Annotated in this window: 19 protein-coding genes; 8 read left to right on the forward strand and 11 right to left on the reverse strand. The window is 63.6% G+C overall.

Annotated features, from left to right (window positions below):
• Nucleotides 1-51: 51 nt before the first annotated feature.
• Entirely contained in the window at nt 52-282 is a 231-nt protein-coding gene (locus ACNS88_RS10515; protein ID WP_435096967.1) for an AF_0619 family ribbon-helix-helix protein, read from the forward strand.
• A gap of 9 nt (nt 283-291) precedes the next feature.
• Nucleotides 292-708 carry a PIN domain-containing protein gene (locus tag ACNS88_RS10520; protein WP_435096968.1) on the forward strand — a complete coding sequence of 139 codons (417 nt, stop codon included), beginning with the start codon at nt 292-294 and terminating at the stop codon, nt 706-708.
• Nucleotides 709-1,007: 299 nt separating this feature from the next.
• On the opposite strand, the gene ACNS88_RS10525 is transcribed toward ACNS88_RS10520, so the two are convergent.
• From ACNS88_RS10525 to ACNS88_RS10535, 3 genes are all read right to left on the reverse strand, one after another.
• Complete coding sequence (locus ACNS88_RS10525) at nt 1,008-1,292, reverse strand: type II toxin-antitoxin system RelE family toxin (RefSeq protein ID WP_435096969.1); 285 nt, start codon at nt 1,290-1,292, stop codon at nt 1,008-1,010.
• Nucleotides 1,285-1,557 (reverse strand): ribbon-helix-helix domain-containing protein, encoded by a 273-nt coding sequence (locus tag ACNS88_RS10530; protein ID WP_435096971.1) that lies wholly within the window; start codon nt 1,555-1,557, stop codon nt 1,285-1,287. The genes ACNS88_RS10525 and ACNS88_RS10530 overlap by 8 nt, the downstream gene beginning before the upstream one ends.
• A gap of 695 nt (nt 1,558-2,252) precedes the next feature.
• Nucleotides 2,253-2,393, reverse strand: a complete 141-nt coding sequence (locus tag ACNS88_RS10535; protein WP_435096973.1) for an AbrB/MazE/SpoVT family DNA-binding domain-containing protein — start codon at nt 2,391-2,393, stop codon at nt 2,253-2,255.
• A gap of 268 nt (nt 2,394-2,661) precedes the next feature.
• On the opposite strand from ACNS88_RS10535, the gene ACNS88_RS10540 reads away from it, so the two are divergent.
• Nucleotides 2,662-3,036: a hypothetical protein gene (locus ACNS88_RS10540; RefSeq protein ID WP_435096975.1), complete on the forward strand. Its 375-nt coding sequence runs from the start codon at nt 2,662-2,664 to the stop codon at nt 3,034-3,036.
• Nucleotides 3,037-3,059: 23 nt separating this feature from the next.
• Here ACNS88_RS10540 and ACNS88_RS10545 read toward each other — a convergent pair whose 3' ends face one another.
• A complete protein-coding gene (locus ACNS88_RS10545; RefSeq protein WP_435096977.1) occupies nt 3,060-5,066 on the reverse strand; it encodes a helicase HerA domain-containing protein in 2,007 nt (668 codons plus the stop codon).
• A gap of 570 nt (nt 5,067-5,636) precedes the next feature.
• Complete coding sequence (locus ACNS88_RS10550) at nt 5,637-7,253, reverse strand: tryptophan--tRNA ligase (protein ID WP_435096979.1); 1,617 nt, start codon at nt 7,251-7,253, stop codon at nt 5,637-5,639.
• Nucleotides 7,254-7,416: 163 nt separating this feature from the next.
• On the opposite strand from ACNS88_RS10550, the gene ACNS88_RS10555 reads away from it, so the two are divergent.
• Both ACNS88_RS10555 and ACNS88_RS10560 read left to right on the forward strand, forming a co-directional pair.
• Nucleotides 7,417-7,842: a universal stress protein gene (locus tag ACNS88_RS10555; protein ID WP_435096981.1), complete on the forward strand. Its 426-nt coding sequence runs from the start codon at nt 7,417-7,419 to the stop codon at nt 7,840-7,842.
• 69 nt (nt 7,843-7,911) lie between these two features.
• Nucleotides 7,912-8,742, forward strand: coding sequence for an MBL fold metallo-hydrolase (locus ACNS88_RS10560; RefSeq protein ID WP_435096983.1), 831 nt, complete (start codon nt 7,912-7,914; stop codon nt 8,740-8,742).
• 17 nt (nt 8,743-8,759) lie between these two features.
• Here the strand turns inward: ACNS88_RS10560 and ACNS88_RS10565 are convergent, their stop codons facing one another.
• The 3 genes from ACNS88_RS10565 to ACNS88_RS10575 all read right to left on the reverse strand — a co-directional run bounded on the left by ACNS88_RS10565 (nt 8,760) and on the right by ACNS88_RS10575 (nt 12,519).
• The gene (locus ACNS88_RS10565) at nt 8,760-9,329 is read right to left on the reverse strand and encodes an HIT family protein (protein ID WP_435096985.1); all 570 of its coding nucleotides are present in this window, start codon (nt 9,327-9,329) and stop codon (nt 8,760-8,762) included.
• Nucleotides 9,329-10,237, reverse strand: a complete 909-nt coding sequence (gene map / locus ACNS88_RS10570; protein WP_435096987.1) for a type II methionyl aminopeptidase — start codon at nt 10,235-10,237, stop codon at nt 9,329-9,331. Before map ends, ACNS88_RS10565 begins: the two co-directional genes overlap by 1 nt.
• A gap of 86 nt (nt 10,238-10,323) precedes the next feature.
• A complete protein-coding gene (locus ACNS88_RS10575) occupies nt 10,324-12,519 on the reverse strand; it encodes a histidine kinase N-terminal 7TM domain-containing protein (RefSeq protein WP_435096989.1) in 2,196 nt (731 codons plus the stop codon).
• Nucleotides 12,520-12,598: 79 nt separating this feature from the next.
• On the opposite strand from ACNS88_RS10575, the gene bcp reads away from it, so the two are divergent.
• From bcp to ACNS88_RS10590, 3 genes are all read left to right on the forward strand, one after another.
• Nucleotides 12,599-13,066 carry a thioredoxin-dependent thiol peroxidase gene (gene bcp, locus ACNS88_RS10580; RefSeq protein WP_435096991.1) on the forward strand — a complete coding sequence of 156 codons (468 nt, stop codon included), beginning with the start codon at nt 12,599-12,601 and terminating at the stop codon, nt 13,064-13,066.
• A gap of 406 nt (nt 13,067-13,472) precedes the next feature.
• Nucleotides 13,473-14,501, forward strand: a complete 1,029-nt coding sequence (locus tag ACNS88_RS10585; protein WP_435096993.1) for a ribonucleotide-diphosphate reductase subunit beta — start codon at nt 13,473-13,475, stop codon at nt 14,499-14,501.
• A 2-nt stretch (nt 14,502-14,503) separates the two neighbouring features.
• On the forward strand, nt 14,504-16,192 hold the full coding sequence (locus ACNS88_RS10590; RefSeq protein WP_435096995.1) for a ribonucleoside-diphosphate reductase subunit alpha: 1,689 nt from the start codon (nt 14,504-14,506) through the stop codon (nt 16,190-16,192).
• A gap of 335 nt (nt 16,193-16,527) precedes the next feature.
• Here the strand turns inward: ACNS88_RS10590 and ACNS88_RS10595 are convergent, their stop codons facing one another.
• Genes ACNS88_RS10595 through ACNS88_RS10605 form a run of 3 tightly spaced genes read right to left on the reverse strand, consistent with a single transcriptional unit; the run spans nt 16,528 to nt 19,895 of the window.
• Nucleotides 16,528-17,454, reverse strand: a complete 927-nt coding sequence (locus ACNS88_RS10595; RefSeq protein WP_435096997.1) for a DMT family transporter — start codon at nt 17,452-17,454, stop codon at nt 16,528-16,530.
• 45 nt (nt 17,455-17,499) lie between these two features.
• A complete protein-coding gene (gene idsA3, locus ACNS88_RS10600; protein ID WP_435096999.1) occupies nt 17,500-18,546 on the reverse strand; it encodes a geranylfarnesyl diphosphate synthase in 1,047 nt (348 codons plus the stop codon).
• Entirely contained in the window at nt 18,543-19,895 is a 1,353-nt protein-coding gene (locus tag ACNS88_RS10605) for an RNase J family beta-CASP ribonuclease (protein WP_435097001.1), read from the reverse strand. The genes idsA3 and ACNS88_RS10605 overlap by 4 nt, the downstream gene beginning before the upstream one ends.
• Nucleotides 19,896-20,071: the final 176 nt, after the last annotated feature.

Below are 20,071 nucleotides of genomic sequence, written 5' to 3' on the forward strand. Positions count from 1 at the left end.
GATGCGTTTTGACCCAAAGACACAATATTCTGTGCCTACATAGTTTTCTGTATGCCCAGTATCACCGTCAACGTTGACGACGATCTCAAAGACCAGATGGAGAGACACCCGGAAATCAACTGGAGTGAGGTTACCCGCCAGGCCATCCAGGAAAAAATCGAGGCACTCGAAGTGATGGACGAACTCACGTCCGAGAGTGAACTCACCGAGAGCGACGTTGCCGATATTGCTGATAAAATCAACGAGAGCGCACGCGAGCGCGTCGAAGAGGAGTCGGAGTAGCTTCAACGAATGAAGCTGGTCGTCGATGCCAACGTCGTCATATCCGCGCTCATCGCTGACTCGAAAACCCGTGAACTAATCGTCACGCTCGAACCCGACCTCCTGACGCCCGAGTTCGTCCACGACGAGATCGAGAACTACACCGAGTTGATCGTCGAGAAATCCGGCATGAGTCCAGAGCGAGTCACCCAGTTCGTCGACCTTCTCTTTCAGTATATTGAGGTCGTCCCCGCCGACGAGTTCTATCCGCACATCGAAGAGGCCGAAGCAGCGATTGGTGAGACTGATCCCGACGATGTGCTATATGTCGCGTGTGCCTTGGCCAAGGACGCAGACATCTGGAGCGATGACACAGACTTCGACGAGCAAGATGTCGTCGAGACCCATTCGACGACCGACGTGATCGGCTCGTTCGACACGAGATAGCTGACGGGTACTAACGATTGTCGGCCCTGGCAGTTTTGTTTATATACGCTTCCCAGTGAAGGACGCTGTCCCCTGTCTTCGATAGTATGTGTTATCACCAGACGTTGTTTTCACGAGAATCCATGGTGGATTTCAGCGAGCTGAACAAAGTGGAGCAACGGGAAAGCAGATAGCCGAATTCGTGCGTCTTAGACCGGCTATTGCCTATTTAGGTATTGGCTTGTCTTTCGGTCGCTGTATTCAGATTCCCAGTCGATGAACGACGTTACAGTTCTAAATCCGAGTGGCCCCGACGACCTTTAGGGGAACTCGTCGTAGATGGACGACCGGTGGCCAATCGCGCCGACCTGCAGTACTTCGTTCTCGCTGTCGAACCGCACGATTGCCCGATAGTCACCGGCTCGCAACGACTGCCACGGCTTCGCGCCGGTCAACGGCTTGGCGAAGTCCGGGGGCTCGCGGAACTCGTCCGACACGACGTCATCGAGCTTGTCGAGAATTCGCTGTTGGGTTTCAGCGTCGAGGGCTCCGAGCCCGTCCGCCGCTCTGTCGGAGAGTTCCCACGTCCACTCGCCATCACTCACCTGTGCCGAACCGTTCCCGCGCTTCTTCGGCGCTCACCGTCTGCCCTTCCTCGAATTGTCGGTGACTTTCCAGCAGGTCTTCGAGCGCCCGCTTCGAGAGCCGCGTCCCGTACACCGCATCGCGCAGCGCCTCGCGCATGAACTCCGAACGCGAGTTGTACCCCTGCTCCTGCCACTGCTCATTGAGGTCAACGAGGAAGTCCTTCGGAAGCCGGAGATTGACCTTCTCATCGTTCCCGTCAGGAGTGGTGTCGGACTGGGCCATACCTTGTAGTACGTGCGTACTACACTAAGAGCTTTCGAGTAGCTAGTCGAATCAGCATCTTTCAAGGCGGAGCCTCCGGCCTCAAGAAGCGAGGGCTTCCGACGCTCAGTCAGAAGCGCGACGCGAGTAGGCCGGAGAGGAAGCCGACACGGTGGGAACCAAACAACGTGGCTGACGATGACTGACTCGCCACTCGGTACGCTTTTTTCGGAAGAGGTTGTGGAACCAGTTAGTGATACCGTCGCACAAGTCGCCGGTATCACGGGCCGCAGTAGCCCGGCCCCTGAATGGTGGGGACGCCGACCCCGAAGGTCGTCCGGCACGGGTGAGGAACGATCTTCCTCCCCGGCGACAACTGACGGCGAGTCCCAGATCAAAGCCCCACCCTCAACGAGCGAACCCGTCAGGGTGAGCGAAGTAGGGTGGGGTCGGTTACGGAAAATTCGAGGCGAAAGCCTCGCCCTTCACAGTAGTTGCCGAATCAGTTCGTTTCAGCCATCGATCTCGTGTGAACGACGATCTACGTACATATACCGGATAAAAGAGTATATAAATGGAATGCGCCGAGTTCGACGATCAGCACCTTCGATATGCGCTGTGTTGAGAGGTTCGGCAACTACTGTTTAGCGCGGGGAGGATGTCAATTGGCGAACGGTGTTGGTGTCAGCACCACGGTTCGGGGAGAAAGCGGCAAATTATACTGAATCTGTAATTTTCCCGTCTTCTTCGTGAACGAGTACCTCGTCACCGCCGTGGATATCCAGTTTCTCTCGCAGTTCTTTCGGCAGGGTGACTTGCCCCCGTTCGCCGACTGTACGTTCCTCGCGCTGACTCATACATATTCATACCATATTCATATCATATTCATATTCAAATCCGTTTCGCCTCGGAGACAGTAGTCGAGAAGAGTGGAGTCACTGTCGATATGCGCAGCTTTCGTTCAGCGTGTCGTATAGTACAGTTCAGCTACCTGACCAGTATCGAACAAAAGAACTGTGGGTAGATATCCCCTGAGAACCGTTCTGAACGTCCGGATCGAACGAGGCATGCCACTTGTCTGACTGGTGTTTATATGCGTAGACAGCATACATGGTACCAAGTCACATGATTTCTGATCTCCCCGCAGAGGTGAACGGACAAGAGGAGTGGAACTGGAACGAGCGACAGGTGGACCGGGCGACGCCGGGTGCGGGAGACGGCGACGCGGACCGACAGTCCGAGGGCACCCAACGCGAGGTCCCTCCGGACCAGGCCGTCGCCGCGCAACGCAAGATCCAACGGCTTGAAGCGGAAATCGGAGCGCTCGAAGCGGAACTCGAACACAGGCAACAACGCCTCGAACACGTTATCGAGCGGTACGAACAAGTTCTCGCCAGAAAGGACCAGCAGCTCGCTGAGCAGGAGGAGTCGGCCTCACGGCAGCCCCTACGCCTTACCATCAGATCGGTTCTCTCTCGGTTGACCCCCGGTCGCCGATGAACTTCCCGTAGCGAAGGCGCCACTCACTCGTCGCGGCCCGACCCGCGCTTGGCGAGCCGGCGTGCGGCCTCACTGAGCCCCGGACTGTCTGGGTCCCCTCCGGAGTCCGAGTCAGTTTCGGCGTCCGTATCCTGCCCGAGCGCTTCGGAATCCGCCCGTTCCGAATGCTCGACGAGACCGTCGAGGATCGAGTCTGCGTCGACAGCATCAGCCTCATCAGTGGACTCATCGCCGTCGACGGTCGTGCTGGTCGCATCACCGTCTCCGGCGACCGCCGCCGGGTCAGCGTCCGGCGGGTAGCTCCGCTCGGCCGGCGGGACAAAGGTGGTCTCGACGGCACGGACGATCTCGCGGACGCTCTCCTCGTCGAGCCGATCGGCGTACGCCTCGCGGATCAGGTCCGGGACGGCGTAAGCGTAGTGTCCCCGACCGGCGTGTCGAATCAGTCCTGCCCGACGGATGGGTCGATGGCGGCTGTACGCGTGGCCGGAGTCGCCGTCGCCCCCCGCATCGATGTGGGCGGCGACGGGATCACTGACCCCCTCGCGTCGGTAGTGGCGGAGCATCCCCTGTGAGAGGTCCGGAAGCGCCTCGATCCGATTCCGAAGCTCCTCGATGACGGCCTCGCGGGTGCCGAGTTCGACCGCGTCGTCGAACCGGAGCGCGCTCTCCGCCACGTCGGCGCGGGTGACCGGGTCGACCTCGTCAGGGGGGGCGGCGTCGGTCGGAGCGTCCGGGACGTCGTCGGTCGCAGTGTCAGCGGGTGAGGCATCGGCGCTGTCGCCTAAGGACGGCTCCACGTCGCTTTCGGTGTCGCCATCAGCGGCCGCGGCTCTCGAATCGGTCGGGGTTTCGCCGCTGGTCTCGGTCGCGGCGACCGCCTCGTCGTACGACTTGAGGACGGATTGGTCGTCGTCATCGCCGGTCGCTCCCTCGCCGGCGGCCACAGAGCGTCCGTTTCCGCCGCGGTAGGGCGCCTCGGCCTTCCCGAGAAGCGCCTGTGCGAACTGGTCGGCCATGTTGCTCAGATCGCGGGCCTCCTCCAGATCGCGTTCGAGGTCGGCGATCCGTTGGTCTCTCTTGTCGATCTCCTGGCGGAGATCGGCGATCTCGGACTCGCGGCGCTCCTCCTCGTCGGAGATCGACTGCAGCTCGCCGACGAGGTCGCTGGAGACCGACTTGAGCTCCGGGCGCTCGAAGTCGTCGAGCCCGGGCGTCGCGCCCGCGTCGAACGTCTGCTTGCGGTGGAACTGGATCCGGCGGATCGACTCGTCCCAGTCGGTCATCAGGAAGGCCTCGCCGTCACCTAGGTCCTCGACGGCGCTCGCGTACTTCGACCCGAGGATGCGGCCCACGACCTTCGTGTCGTTGTCCCACGTGAGCCGGTGCCAGCAGAGCCAGTCGCACTGGGTGATGAAGTCCTTTTTCACGTCGGCCGGGCGCTGGCTGATCCCGACGATGCCGAGGCCGTGTTTCCGCCCGCGCTTGCCCACCTTGATCAGCATCTTGCCCGTCTCGTCTATCCCGCCGCCCTCCGGGATGTACTCGTGGCACTCCTCGACGACGAGGAGGAACGGCTTTTTAAGGCGCTTCTCCTTGGCGAACAGATGCCTGACGACTTCGAGGAGGAGCTCGTTGGCGGTGTCCTCCTCCAAGTAACCGGAGACATCGAGGATGATCGGGACGTTCTGCTCTAAGGCCAGGTTGGCAAGCTTCTCGGCGTGCTCCGGAGAGACGACGATGTCGCACTCCTCGTCGGCGCCGGCGTGAAGAATTTCATATTCCTCCTTTAGGCCGTAATATTCCCCGTCTGTGTCAACAATCATGACAGGGAATCCGTTAGATAGCAAATTCTCGATGACGACGGACGCCGTATTGCTCTTTCCGGACCCGCTTTTCCCGGTGATGAAGGAACGGCCGGTGAGTACGTCGACAACCGGAAGCTCGACCGATGAGCCCGGTTCCGTCGTCGCGTCGCCGCCGATCCCCTCGCTGACGTCCGCGACGTGGATCGTCTCCTGCTCGGTCATACTCGTGAGAGGCACCGCCCACCCCATAAACCATCGGCTCGGCCGTCGATGCGGTTCGGACGGGAACAGCCGCGATCGAGTGCGGGGGTGAGTGTCGTAGCTCGCTGGTGCTGATCCGATATTTAAATCGGCGTGAGCGACAGCAACGACCGCTTATAAAGAACGGTGCGGTGGCGCGCGCCTCCGAGCGGCCGTTTATAAACGGCCGCGAGGTGCGCGTGCGAGGGAGGCGGCGGGCCGGCGCGGTTCTGTCCGCGCCGGCCCGTCCGCCGAGGCTGGGGAGGTGGGAGGTGCCGTGCGGTACGGAGGGTGGGACTCAAAGGGGCAGTCGCGAGGGCGACGCAGGCGTTCACGAGAGCAAAGCTCTCGTGAGCCAATCAGAACGCTTCGCGTTCTGATGACGACGTAAGCACCGCAGCGAGGGAGCGACAGCGACTGAGCGAGGAGCACAGCGAGCGTGCGTCGCCCTCGCGGCTGGGGCTTTGGAGGTGGTCACCCTCGATCCGATATCGACTACTTATAAACGAGCGGCTGAGATTCGCAGACGTTCACCGCGCCGTCGACACTCCCTCAGTGCTCGCCGCCCGTCCCGCGCCGGTCGGAGTCGAGGTCGATGTCGAGGTCGTCGAGGAGTTCTTCGGCCTCTGCCCGCTTCTCCTGGTGGTCTTCGAGGAACTCGCGCATCAGCTCGGCGGCCTGCTCCTTACAGCCGCCACAGAGACGCTCGCCGTTGACGCACTCGGAGTAGACGGTCTTCGTCAGCTCGTCGTCGTCGCCCGCGAGCAGGTAGGCGTACAGCTCGTAGACGGGACAGTCGTCGGGCTCGCCGCCGAGTTCGCGCTGCTCCTCGGCGGTGTCGCGGCCGCCGGTCGTCGCCGACCGGACCTTGTCGTAGCCGTCCTCGGGGTCGTCGAGCAGGGAGATGTGGCTCGCCGGGACCGACGAAGACATCTTCCCGCCGGTGAGCCCGGTCATGAAGCGGTGGTAGATCGAGGACGGCTGGCGGAAGCCGAACCCGTCGTGGTCGATCTCGACCTCGCGGGCGACCGACTCGGCCTCCCCTCTCGTGAGATCGAAGGCGTCGACGTGGCCCTCGAACACGCGCTTCTCGCCGTCGACCGCTCCGATCAGGGCCTCGAACGCCTCGTCGGTCGCGTTGCGGTCGAAGAAGCGGACGCGGGGGCGGAGCGGCTCCTTGCCGCCCGCGCGGAGCTTGTCGAGGGCGGTGGATTTGGCGGCGGCGAGGTCGACGCTCTCCGCATCGGTCTCGGGCGGTTCGTAGTCGACGAGCCACTCGGCGGCGCCCTCGCAGCGCACGTCGGTCTCGGCGTCGTCGATCTCGTCGGTGTCGCCGGCGGCGGGGGCCGCGAGCGCGTCGTAGGCGGCCCGTACGATCTGGCGCTCAGCGTCGTCGAGCTCGAAGGAGGCGAACGCCTCGGTCACCTTGAAGTAGCGCACGCGGGTCGCCAAGTCACGGGTCAGTCGGACGTGCGGGTCCTGGTCCGGGCCGACCGGGATGACGGTGGGCTTCGGCTCGTCGACGAGCTGTGGGTAGAGGATGTCCGCGGTCTGGGTGATCACGCTCTGCATGTGCGAGATGTTGGTCTCGCCGTCGAAGCCGTAGATCGCCTCGAACTCCGAGAAGTTCGCCTTCGATCCGAGTTCGAACCCCAGATCCTGCACTTCACGGTTGTCGGACTGGCGGTATATCTCACCCTCCTCCGCGTCGAAGCCGAGCGCGAGGAGGCTCAGGAGGTAGTTACGCGCGTGCTCGTCGATCTCTCCCCACGACATCCCTCGGGCGGAGTGCGCCTCCAAGTCGGCGATCAGCCCGAACGCGTCGCCGCCCTGCTCCTGGTGCCAGATGATCTCGTCGAACACGAGCTTGTGGCCGATGTGGGGGTCGCCGGTGGGCATGAACCCGGAGAGCGCGGCGAACGGCTCGTCGTTGGCCATCGCCTCGGCGACCGCGTCGTACTCGCGGTGCCCGAAGATGACGCCGCGACGCATCAGGTAGTGCGGGTCGGTCACGTCGTCGGCGACGTCGTCGAACGCCTCGATGCCGAACTCCTCGAACAGGTCCGCGTAGTCGCCGACCGACGCCGACCCCCACGGGTCGAGCGCGACGTCCTCGGTCGGTTCCGCGCGCTCGGTCCCGCCGTCCGTTCGGGGGGTGTCCTCGTCCATACGTCTCCTCCAGTCGGTCGACGCAAAAACCGTTCGCTTGCGCGAGAGGAGTTCCCACGCCGGCGGACGAGGGTGACGTGTGGGTGAGGCGCCGTCATCCCGCCTTCCCACCGAGCGAGCGGGAGGGAGTACCGTTATTTAACACCGGATCGAACGACCGTCCATGTACGACGATCTGCTGGTGCCGACCGACGGGAGCGAAGCGGTCGACCGCGCGCTCGATCACGCGATTCAACTGGCGACCGACCACGACGCGACGATCCACGCGCTGTACGTCGTCGACCGACGCATCGCCACCGCGAGCTCCGGCGACCTCCACGACGAGGTCGTCGCCGACCTCGAGTCACAGGGCGAGGACGCGGTCACCGCGGTCGCCGACCGCGCCGACGAGGCGGGCATCGACGTCGAGACCCACGTCGTACAGGGGACGCCGGACACGGAGATCGTCGACTACGCCGACGAGAACGGAATCGACGTGATCGTGATGAGCCCCGAGGGGAAGTCGCCGCGCGAGCGGATCCAGTCGCTCGGGAGCGTCTCCGACCGCGTCGCCGACGATGCGAACGTCCCGGTGTTCCTGATCAAGTAGGCGATCGACCCTACCGTGAGAGCAGGTCCTCCGACCGACTTAGGTGGTTCGACAGACGGACACACAAGCATGGAACTTACCGTCCTCGGCTCCGGCAGCGCGATGCCGGTCCCGGACCGCGTGCAAGCGGGGTACCTCCTCGACGACGGCGACCGCTCCCTGCTCGTCGACTGCGGCAGCGGCGTCCTCCAGCGACTCGCCGGCACCGAAACCGGCTACGAGGGGGTCTCGACCATCCTCTTGACGCATCACCACCTCGACCACGTCGCTGCGCTGTTACCCCTGATAAAGGCCCGGTGGCTCGCCGGCGAGGAACACTTGGAGGTTGTCGGCCCCGCGGGGACCAAATCCCTCGTCGACGGACTGCTCGACGTCCACGAGTACCTCGACGGCCGGATCGATCTGGCGGTTCGGGAGGTGTCGGCGACGCGGCCCTTCGCGGCGGCCGGGTTCGACGTGACCGCCCGCGAGACGCGCCACTCGATGGACGGGTTCGCCTATCGGTTCTCGCCGCCGAGCGCGGACGTCGCTCCCGCGGACGGGCCGCTCACGCTCTCGGGGGACACGGAGGCGTTCGCTGGCATGGCGTCGTTCGCGGACGGGAGCGACCTGCTGGTCCACGACTGCTCGTTCCCGGACGGAACCGACGTCTCGAACCACCCGAACCCCACGAAGCTCGGCGAGTCGCTCGCGGGCGTCGATATCGACACGCTCCTGCTTTCGCACCTGTACCCACACACCGGCGGCCGCGAGCGCGAGATGGCACGGAGCGTCCGAGACGCGGGGTTCGAGGGCGACGTCGAAGCCGCCAGCGACGGACTCCGGATCGCGATCGCCGAGCGCTCCGAGTCCGCGAGCGCCGACCAGACTCCCGGTTCGGACGAGACCGGAAAAGAATAGAACCGGGAGCCCCGGTTTCAGTCGGCGTCGCCTATCGCGAGCCCGAAGTCGAGTTCGACCGCGTCGCCGGCGTCGGCGTCGCCTGGATCGACCACGTCGTCGCCCGCGGCGAACCCCGCGTGGAGGTGGCCGTAGGTGCGGTCGATCGCCTCTACGATCACCTTCGTGCCTCCCGTCACCGGCATGAAGTTCGTGTCGCCGTCCCACCGCGGGACCACGTGGGTGTGGAGGTGGTCGATCGAGCCGCCGGCCGCCGAGGCGCCGAGGTTCTGTCCGGTGTTGACCCCGTCGGGCTCCACGTCGCGGCGCATCGCCGCCAGCGTCGCCGCCTTCAGCTTCGCGTGGTCGAGCAGGGTCGCGTCGTCGAGGTCGGTCGGGTCCTCGCGGTGTTCGCGGGGGACAATCATCGCGTGGCCCGGGTTGTACGGGGCGTTGTTCAACAGGACGTAGTTACGTTCGCTGCGAGCGACGATTTGGGCCTCGCGGGCGTCCTCGCGCTCCGGCAGAACGCAGAACGGACAGCCGTCGATCGGGTCCGCGTCGCGCTCGACCCACTCGATCCGCCACGGGGCGTAGATCCGGTCCATCAGTCGTCGAAGTCGTGGATGCCGGCGGTCGTGACCTCGACGCCGTCCTCGGTGATCAGCAGGGTGTGTTCTGCCTGACTCACGAGGGCGTCGTCGGACTCCTTCAGGACGGGGTACCCCTTCACCGCGTTCGCCTGTTTCAGCCGGCGGAGGGCCATCTCGGTGCGGTCGCCCTCGAGCCACCGCGCCGCGAACGGGAGGTCGTCGAACGCCTCGATCTCTTCGAGGGCCTGTCGCGCACGGCGGTCGCGGACGCTCCCCGACCCCTGTCGCTCGAAGATCTCCTCGTCGGTCCCCTCACCGACCTTCCCGCGGCCGTCGGTAGCGAACGGTTCGATGGCGACCGCCTGTCCGGGCTCCAGCTCGACCGACCGGTCGACGCCCCGGTTCGGGACCGTCGGTCCCGTGTGTGCGTCGTAGCGCTCGACGCCGTGCCCGGAGAGGTTCAGGACGGGCGTGTAGCCGTAGCCGCGGATCACGTCCTCGATCGCCTCGCCGACGACGCCGACCTCAACGCCCGGCCCCGCCTCGTCGACCGCGGCTTCGAGCGCCATCTCGGCGGCCTCGACCAGCTCGGGCGTCCCCGTGTGATCGACCGTGACCGCGGCGTCAGCGATGTGGCCGTCGACGTGGACCCCGACGTCGAGACACACCATCTCCTCGCCGAACTCGGTGTCGTCGTCGGGACCGGGGGTGGCGTGAGAGGCCTCGGGGTCGACGCTGATGTTGACGGGGAAGGCGAGTCCCGCACCCTGCTCCCGGATGAAGTCCTCCGTCCACTCGGCGACCTCGAGGTGGGTCCGCCCCGGCTCGACCATCTCGCGGGCCTCGTTCATGGCCTCGACCAACACCGCGCCGGCCTCCCGGTAGCTCTCGACCGCGTCGTCGTCTAGGGATCCGTGGCTCATGGCTCGGAGTTCGGCGACCGACCGCAAAGAGGTTGCGGAGGGAGTTCGCGAAGCCTCCCGCGTCAGGGCTCGCGAAGCCTCCCGCGTCAGGACAGGAGATCGCGATCGGCGTTCGTCGCCGGGGTCGCCGCCCCCCGAGCGTCCGAAGTCTCGGTGTCGGGCGTCGGAAGCCAGATTGTGATCAGGGTCCCGGTCGGTTCCCGGGTGTGGATCTCCAGTTCGCCGCCGGACTCGGTGACGATCCAGTGGACGAGCCAGAGGCCAAGCCCGCTCGCGTGTTCGAGCGCCGTCTCCCGTGCCTCCGAGAACACGCTGCGCTCGACCGGCGGGATCCCGGGACCGTTGTCCGCGACGGCGATTCGATACCCTTCGCCGTCGGGATCGACGGCCGCCTCGACGATCGGCTGGTCCCCGTCGTTGTGGACGACCGCGTTCTCCAACACGTTTCGAACAGCGGACTCGAGGAGCTCGTCGGCGCACACCACCGCCGCGTCCGGCGTCGACACGGTCACCGTCGCCTCCGGGAACGCGGACTCGAGCGACTCGCAGAGCCGCGTGAGGAGTTCCGACAGGTCGATCTCCGCGCGCGCGGCGTCGCTGTGGAGCGCGATGTCGATCTCGCGGGCCTGGTCGCTGAGGTGTGTCAGCGTCTCCACCTTCCGGTCGATGACGTCGAGATACTCGTCGCCCCCGCCGTCGACGTGGTCGCGCAGGAGGTCGGCGTACCCGCCGATAACGTTCGTGTCGTTCTTGAGGTCGTGTCGGAGGACCCGGTTGAGGACCTGAAGCCGCTGTTCGTACCGACGGCTCTCAGTCACGTCGGTGGCGGTTATCACCACTTCTTCGGTGTCCCCGAACAGGCGCTCGATGGTCGTCTCGAAATGGCGCCAGTTCCCGTCCGCGTGGTCGATCCGATGAGTGAGCGACTGAGAGTTGTCGGTCTCGAAGGCCCGCTCGAACGCGCGCTGGGCCTCCCGGCGGTCGTCGGGATGGACCAGATCGATCACCGGTCGTCCCTCGATCTCCGCTGGCGAGTGTCCGAGCAGCCGCTCTACCGAGGGGCTCACGTACCGAAGCAGGCCGTCGGTCCCGCAGACGGCGATGACGTTCGGCGACTTCTCGATGAGCGCGCGGTAGCGGCGCTGGAGCGTCTCACGTTCGGTGACGTCGCGGAACAGGAGGACCGTTCCGCCGGACGTGGACTCAGTCCGAGGGCTGGAACCCGATTGAGGGCCGGGGCCGGAGCCGAACCCCCCTCCCGTCGCGGCGATCGGGTGGGCGGCGACGGTCAGGAAGCGCGGGTCGGAGCCCGCGTCGACGGTCACCCTGATGTCGGCGTCCGGATTCGGCCCGAGACTGCGGGCGGAGCGACCCCTGCCGCCGTCTTCGGTCGACGCCAGGAGGTCTGCCACGGCCGGCGCGCGCTCGAACGCCTCCTCGACGCCGCAGCCGACCGCCGCGGACGGGAACAGGCGGCGAGCCGGTCGGTTCAGATCGACGACGCGACCGGCGGTGTCAACGACCACGACGCCGTCAGAGAGGTTCGCGAACACCGCGTCGCGGGCGATCGGCGAGAGGTCGAGGAGTCGGTGACGGAACACGACCCAGCCGAGCAGGCCGGAGGTGACCGCGAACGCGACCGGCGTGAAGTCGACGAACACCGGGCCGAGCGCCCCCACGAGCCCGGCGATTCCGGCGGCCATCGGCGCGACGCCCGCGGCGAGCAGCAGCGCGGCCTGCCGGCGAAACACGCCGTCGCGGGCGATCGCGACGTACCCGAGCACGCCGAAGGTACACAGATTCACGGCGTAGCTGTACGCCATGAATCCGAGGAGCGCCGGCGTCGGCAGGTACTCCATGACGAGGAATCCGTTCGAGCCGTCCAGCGACGGGGAGGTGTAAAAAAGCGGGTCGGCGCCGACGAGGAGGACGCCGCCGGCGGCGGTTACGGGAACGAGACACAGCAGGGCGATACGACGCGGTCGGAGCCACGCCGACCAGCCGACGTACGCGAACACGAACACGGGCCAGGCGACGGCGAGCGCCGCGATTCCGACCCAGACGAGACGGTTCCACAGCAGGGTCGACTCAAGCGTCGTCGCCGACAGCTGCGCCGCGTACGCCAGCGACCAGAGTCCGCTGGCAACCGTGACGCCCACGAAACTCCCAACGAGCGGCATCTCTCCGGGCCTCCGGTTCCACACGGCGTACGAGGCGAAGGAGAACGACGCGAGCGCCGCCACGAGCAGCGGGGCGGTGTACGGCGTCGGTTGCCACTCCATCGATACCGTTCAAAAGACTGTAGCAAATAAAAAGCAACCGGACCGAACCGCCTAATACCGGGGCGTAACCACGGGACGTATGCTCAAACCGGGCGATTCCGCACCCGCGATCACGCTGTCCGACCAGCACGGTGACGCCGTCACCGTCGACCCCGCCGCGGCGCGCTACACGGTCGTCTACTTCTACCCGCGCGCCGACACGCCGGGGTGTACGACGGAGGCCTGCGGGTTCCGCGACGAGTGGGACGCCTTCGAGGGCGCCGACGTCGCGGTCGTCGGGATCAGCGACGACCCAGTCGACGACCTCGAACCGTTCGCCGAGGCGTACGACCTTCCGTTCACGCTGCTCTCGGACCCCGACGGCGAGGTCGCGAGCGCGTACGACTCGTACGGCGAAAAGCAGATGTTCGGGAACACCTTCGACGGCGTGTTCCGGAACACGTACGTGCTCGACTCGGAGGGGACGATCGCGCTCGCCTACGAGGGCGTCTCCCCCGAAGACCACGCGGTCGAGATCCTCGACGACATCGAGTCGCTGGAGGGTTGAGCCCGGCGGCGAACAGATAGGCGGATCCGTCGGGACGCTCAGTAGGTGACAGACGTAGATCCGGTCTCGGTCAGTTCAGACGAACGCTGTATCACGTCGGGTTGTCATTTACGTGGGACCTGTCAGAAACGGGCTGCTGAATGCAGAGGATGTCGTTAGCACGGGAACCGCGTTATTCCACCGATAACTTTTCTCAACGTGTTGGGAGCAACCCTCTGGTTGATTCAGCCAGGTGACTCCGGCATTCATCACGGACATGGATCGTTCTATCAACCTCAGTTGGGATAATACTATTTAGGTTGGAAAGACTTATTATGCGACACAACTGCGATCGGACACACCGGACCGATGCCGGATAGTGACAGAGTCAGCCCAACGCAAGCGGTTACGTTTGAGGTGACCAGCGATGAGTGAACGCGAAAACACAAACACGAACACGAGTACAGCCGCAGAGACGGAGACGGACATCTTCTCGGAGAGAAAACAGCTGAAGCCCTACGAGTACAGCGACTTTCTCGACTACGTTGAGGCGATACGGAACAGCTACTGGGTACACACGGAGTTCAATTTCGACGGGGATGTCCAGGACTTCAAGGTCAACACAACCCCCACTGAGCAGACCGTTATCAAGCGGGCGATGTTGGCTATCGCGCAGATCGAGGTACAGGTGAAGACGTTTTGGTCGAATATCTACGAGGAGATGCCCAAAGCCGAGGTCGGGAACGTGGGTATGACCTTTGCGGAGAGTGAGGTGCGGCACATGGACGCCTACAGTCACCTACTCGACGTCTTGGGAATCACGGACGATTTCGAGCAGGTGACTGAGGAGCCAGCGATCAAAGAGCGGATCGAATATCTCGATGAATATCTGGAGAAGAGCGAGAGTGACGACGAAGGGGAGTACGTGATGAGCATCCTGCTGTTCAGTACGTTCGTCGAGCACGTATCGCTGTTCAGCCAGTTCCTAATAATGACGAGCTTCGACAAGCACGAAAAGAAGTTCAAGGGGATAGCGAACGCCGTCGAAGCAACCAGCAAAGAAGAGCAGATTCACGGTCTGTTCGGGGTCGAGCTGGTGGAGACGATCAGAGAGGAGAACCCGGATCTCTTCGATGATGACTTTGAAGAAGACGTCCAGGAGGCCTGTCAGCAGGCTTACGAGGCAGAAATGAAGATACTGGATTGGATATTCGGTGACGGCGAGCTGGATTTCCTTCCCAGGGCGTATGTCGACGCGTTTCTGCGAGACCGGTTCAATCAGAGTCTGGAAAACGTCGGCGTGGAACCGATATTCGAGACGGATGACGACCTGCTCGAGGAGACGCGCTGGTTTGACGAGGACATCATGATGACGAAGGATAACGACTTCTTCAGCAAGCGGTCGACCACGTACAACAAACACACGCAGAGCGTTACCGCCGAGGACATGTTCTAACGATGGCACAAACAGCACTAGACAGAGTTGCGGAACAGCACGAGGAACCGTTCTACTGGCTGAACGAGGACAGTAGGGAGTTTCTTAGAGAGGGATATCTGGTTGAGGGCGTCGACGCGGAAGAGAGAGTCAGACAGATAGCGGATCGCGCCGAAGAGATCCTAGATGACGAGGGCTTCGCGGACAAGTTCTACGAGTACATGAGCCGAGGCTTCTATAGTCTCGCCAGCCCAGTGTGGTCCAACTTCGGACTAGAAAGAGGCCTTCCGATCAGTTGCTTCGGCAGCTACATGGAGGATAACATAGAGAGTATTCTCTACACCCAAGCCGAAGTGGGTGAAATGACCAAACAGGGTGGAGGCACGAGCGGGTACTTCGGTGACCTGCGGCCGCGAGGCAGTCCGATAACGAACAACGGCAAGAGCAACGGGAGTTACAGTTTCACGGAGCTGTTCGACACGATCATCAACGTCATCAGCCAGGGTGAAACCCGGAGAGGGCAGTTCGCCGGCTATATCGACGTCGAACACGACGACCTGGAAGAATGGCTTAACATCAAAACCGAAGGGGACCCGGTACAGGACATCTACTACGGCGTCATCATCGGTGATGACTGGTTCCAGGCGATGATCGACGGCGATGAAGAGAAACGGGAGACGTGGGCGGAGATCATCGAGACCCGGATCAATATTGGCGTCCCGTATCTCATCTTCCGGGGGAACATGAACGAGGGGAAGCCGCAGGTCTACAAGGACAAGGACTACCAAATAAACGCGTCCAACTTGTGTACCGAGATAGCGCTGCCAGCCACGGCGGACGAGAGCTTCGTCTGCTGTCTCTCAAGTATGAATGCTCTCCACTACGACGACTGGAAAGACACCGATGCGGTGGAGACACTGACGCGGTTTCTGGATGCGGTGATGGAGGAGTTCATCCAGAGCACGGAGGGTGTAAAGTTCATGGAGCGGGCTGTGCGGTTTGCGAAGAGACACAGAGCGATAGGGATCGGCGTCCTCGGTTGGCACAGCTATCTCCAGAGCAACATGATCCCCTTCGACAGTATGGAGGCGATGGAGAAGAACGAGGAGATATTCCGGACCATCAGAGAGCGGAGCTACGAGGCGAGTGAAGCGCTTGCCGATGAGTTCGGGGAGCCGGAGGTACTTGAGGGCTACGGCAGGCGGAACACGACGACGATGAGCGTGGCTCCGACGAAATCGAGCAGCGTCATTCTGGGTCAGGTCAGTCCGAGCATAGAGCCGCTGAAATCGAACTACTTCGTGCGGGACGGCGCGAAGCTGAAGTCGACACAAAAAAACAGATTCCTCCAAGCGACACTGGCGGAGAGGGGCAAAGACGAGCGCGAGGTCTGGGACAGCATCGCGAGTAAGGACGGGAGTGTTCAACATCTCGAGTGTCTGACGGACGAAGAGAAAGAGGTGTTCAAGACCTTCGCCGAGATACCACAGATGGCGATCATCAACCAGGCAGCACAGAGACAGAAACACATAGACCAAGCACAGAGCGTGAACGTCTCAATCGACCCAAGTGAAGTGAGCGTCAAAGAGATCAATCAACTCTACATAGAGGCCTGGAAGAAGGGAGTCAAGAGTCTCTACTATCAGAACAGCGTGAATGCTGCACAGAAGTTCAGTCGGGATATTCTTGAGTGCAGAGCCTGTGAGAGCTGATCTCTCCTAATGCGGTGAGTGCTGCGCACAGGGCGCAAATCTCGCAAACTCAGTCTCACCCTCTGGATGTATTGACCTCCTCCCGCGCCTAAAGATGCTTATCGTCCGCTTGACCCCCGCGTATATACGGATATATAGGCAACGTGTTTGCTGAATACATTCTCTGAGCCTTGTTTAGACGCTTCTGAAAGTGTTGGTGAGCGGTTATGATGAGTGAACAGAATCAGCCCGTGAGTGCTCCTCGACCGATCTCAGTGTCTAAATAACGATTGAAGATGATAATCTGAATCGCGTCTAAACAAGGCCTACCTGAAGACTAGAGGCTCCACAACGATTTAGAACAACCCACCGACTAGCGAGCGGAGCCGCGGCACCTCGTCGGCGATCGCGCGCCGCTTAAGCAGGCCAAAGCCCACGACGATGACGGCGAAGCCGGCGATCGTCAGTGCCGTCACGGGTTCGGCGAGCAGGACCGCGCCTGTCACCGTCGCGACGACGGGGACGGCGTACGAGACGAGGTTGATCTCGAAGGGCCCGAGTCGGTCGAGGAGCGTGAAGTAGATGACGTACGCGACTGCCGAGGCCAGCACGCCGAGGAACAGCAGCGCGCCGACCGCCGGGAGCGCGGTCGACGGGAGCCGCTGCGGCTCGCCGAGCCCGAGGCTGAATCCGTGGATCAGCAGCGCGCCGAACAACATCGCCCACGCGGTGAGCGCGACGCTGGAGAAGGTCGTCTCCACGGTACGGAGCCCGACGCTGCCGACCGCGACGGCGAGCACCCCGATCGAGATGAGTCCGACGCCGATCGTGACGCCTCCGGCGAGGTTCGCGGGGTCCGGCTGAGCGACGAGCCCGACGCCGATGAACGCTAACACGACGCCGATCCCACCGCGCGCGTCGAGATCGGAGCCACCGATCCAGGCGGCCGCGACTGCGGCAGTTGCGATCGGAACGAGGCTGTAGGTGATCGAGGCGATCCCGCTCGTCGTGTACTGCTGGCCGACGAACAGCAGGGAGTTGTTGGCGGCGACGGAGAGCCCGCCGCTAAACCCGATCGCGGCCGCGTCGCCGCGGGTCCGCGGGAGCGGCCCGGCTTCCGTCAAGAGAACGTGCGAGACGAGTACCAAGGCGGCGATATCGAACCGATAGGCGGCGTACAGCACCGGCGGGTAGTAGTCGAGGCCGACCTCGATGGCGACGAAGGAACCGCCCCAAAGCAGGGCGAGCGCGAGGAACAGGACGATGTCTCGATACCTGGACACGGTTGGACAGACCGGTTCCGGGAGTAAAGCGGTGTTCGTTTCGGTTTAGTAGCCCCGGACGATCAGGTAGTCAGCGAGGTCCGCCAACAGCTCGCGAGAGCCGCTCTCGGGGAAGATCTCGAGGTGCTCTTTCGACCGCTCCGTGAGGTCTTCGGCCGTCTCGCGAGCGTACGCGATCGAGCCGGCGTCTTCGAGGGCCGCCACCGCGTCGTCGATAGCCTCCTCAGTCACCTCGTCGGGGCTGTCAGCGTCGACCAGCTCGTCCACGTCAACGCCCTGCTGGCGGGCGTGGAGGGTGATCAGCGTCTCCTTCCCTTCGACGAGGTCGGAGCCGCGCTGCTTGCCCAGGTCCTCGGAGGGGACCGTCAGATCGAGCACGTCGTCTTGAATCTGGAACGCCCGGCCCGAGTCGATCCCGTACTGGTAGAGGGCGTCGACGGCCTCCTCGTCTGCACCGAGCAGGATGGCGGGGGTCGCTGCCGAGGCGCCGTAGAGCACTGCGGTCTTCAGCCCGACCATCTCTAAGTACTCTTCCGGGAGAATGTCGTCGCGCGACTCGAAGGCGACATCGAGCGCCTGCCCCTCGCAGATCTCCGTGCAGGTGGACGCGAGCATCCGCATCGCTTCCAGCCCGTTGGCGGGGTCCGATCCCGTCTCCGTCATGAACTCAAACGCCTTCGAGTAGAGGGTATCACCGGCGAGGATGGCCGTCGAGGTGTCGTACTTCTCGTGGACCGCCGGGACGCCCCGCCGGAGGTCGTCCTCGTCCATGATGTCGTCGTGGATCAGCGTGAACGACTGGATCACCTCGATGGCGACCGCGGCGCGCATCACGTCGACGGTGTTGCCGTCGAGGGCCGCGAATTCGCGGAAGTCGGCGCTCAGCGGGTCGGTGCCGGTCACCGCCTCCGCGGCCAGCGTCGTCACGGTCGGGCGGAGCCGCTTGCCGCCCGCTTCGAGGATGTACCGCGTCGCCTCGTAGAGCCGCTCCGGGTGCTGTACCGGCAGCTCCTCGTCGATAGCGGCGTTGACGAGGTCACGCCGCTCGCGGATGGTCTCCAGCACCCGCGCCTCCTTCGTCTCGCTCGTCATTCGACGAGCTGGTGGATGTTCCCGTTCTGCGTGACGTGGATATCACGTCCGAGCTTGTACCCCTGCGACTTCGCGAGCTGCACGTACGGCGAGAAGCCCTCCAGCGACTGGTGACCGGGGATGACGTGCTGGGGCTGGAGCGCGTCGAGCATCTCGTAGTGCCCCTCCTCGCGGAGGTGGCCGGAAACGTGGATGTCGTCGTAGATGCGGGCGCCCTGCATGCGGAGGAGCTGTTCGCTCTGGTACCGCTGCCCACGGTTGGTCGGCTCCGGGATGACGCTCGCGCTGAAGACGACCTTGTCGCCGTCGTCCAGTTCGTACGGGGTCTCGCCGCGACCCATGCGGGTCAACATCGCGCGCGGCTCGCCTTGGTGGCCAGTCACGATGGGGAGGAAGTTGCCTTTCCCTTCCTTCATGATGCGCTTGAACGCACGGTCAACGGACTTCCGGTGGCCATACATGCCGACGTCGCCCTGGAAGTCGACGAAGTCGAGTCGTTCCGCGGTGCCCGAGTACTTCTCCATCGAGCGGCCGAGCAGGACCGGCTGGCGGCCGATCTCACGGGCGTACTCGACGAGGGTCTTCACGCGGGCGATGTGGGAGGAGAACGTCGTGGCGACGATCCCGCCCGAGTAGTCCTCCATCGAGGTGAACGTGTCCTCGACGTGCTTTTTCGCGTACGACTCCGAGGGCGTCCGGCCCTTCCGGCCGGCGTTCGTGCAGTCCTCGATGTAACAAAGGACGCCCTCGTCCTGTCGGCCGATTTCGCGGAACCGGTCCATGTCGATCGGGTCGCCGATGACGGGCGTGTGGTCCAGGCGCTTGTCGAGGCCGTAGACGACGGCGCCCTCAGGCGTGTGGAGGACCGGGTTGATCGCGTCGATGATCGAGTGGGTGACGTTGACGAACTCCATCTCGACCTGCTCGGAGTCGCCGATGGCCATCGTGCCGCCCGCCTTCATCTTCACGAGGTCGTTGTCGACCTGGAACTTCCCTTCGTCTTCGATCTGCTGTTTGACCAGCTCGATCGTGTACGGGGAGCCGACGACCGGGGCGTCGTACCGGTGGGCGAGCTTCGGGATGCCCGCGATGTGGTCGAGGTGGCCGTGGGTGGGGACGATCGCCTGGACGTCGCCCTCCAGCTCGCTCATGACGCGGTCGTCCGGGATCGCGCCCATATCGATCAGGTCGAGGCTGTGCATGCTTTCGGTCTCCACGTTGTCGTGGATGAGGACCTTACTGAGGTTCAGGCCCATGTCGAAGATGACGATGTCCTCGCCCGCTCGGACTGCCGTCATCTGTCGACCGACCTCTTCGTAACCGCCGAGTGTCGCAATTTCGATTTCCATGGTTTATAGGTTCGAACGCCGTCGTCGGCGTCCATCACTGAAACCCCGCAAGGAGCCGTCAGCGCTGCGTTGGTCCGCGCGTCGTTGAGGCCCCGCTACGGCCGAGCCGACGTCGGCTCACCGTGTCCCGCGGGAGTGTGGTGTTTCGGCGTACTCGCGCCCGCATTAAAAACACC

Source organism: Halorubrum shenae (assembly GCF_051194165.1).
Classification (GTDB): domain Archaea; phylum Halobacteriota; class Halobacteria; order Halobacteriales; family Haloferacaceae; genus Halorubrum.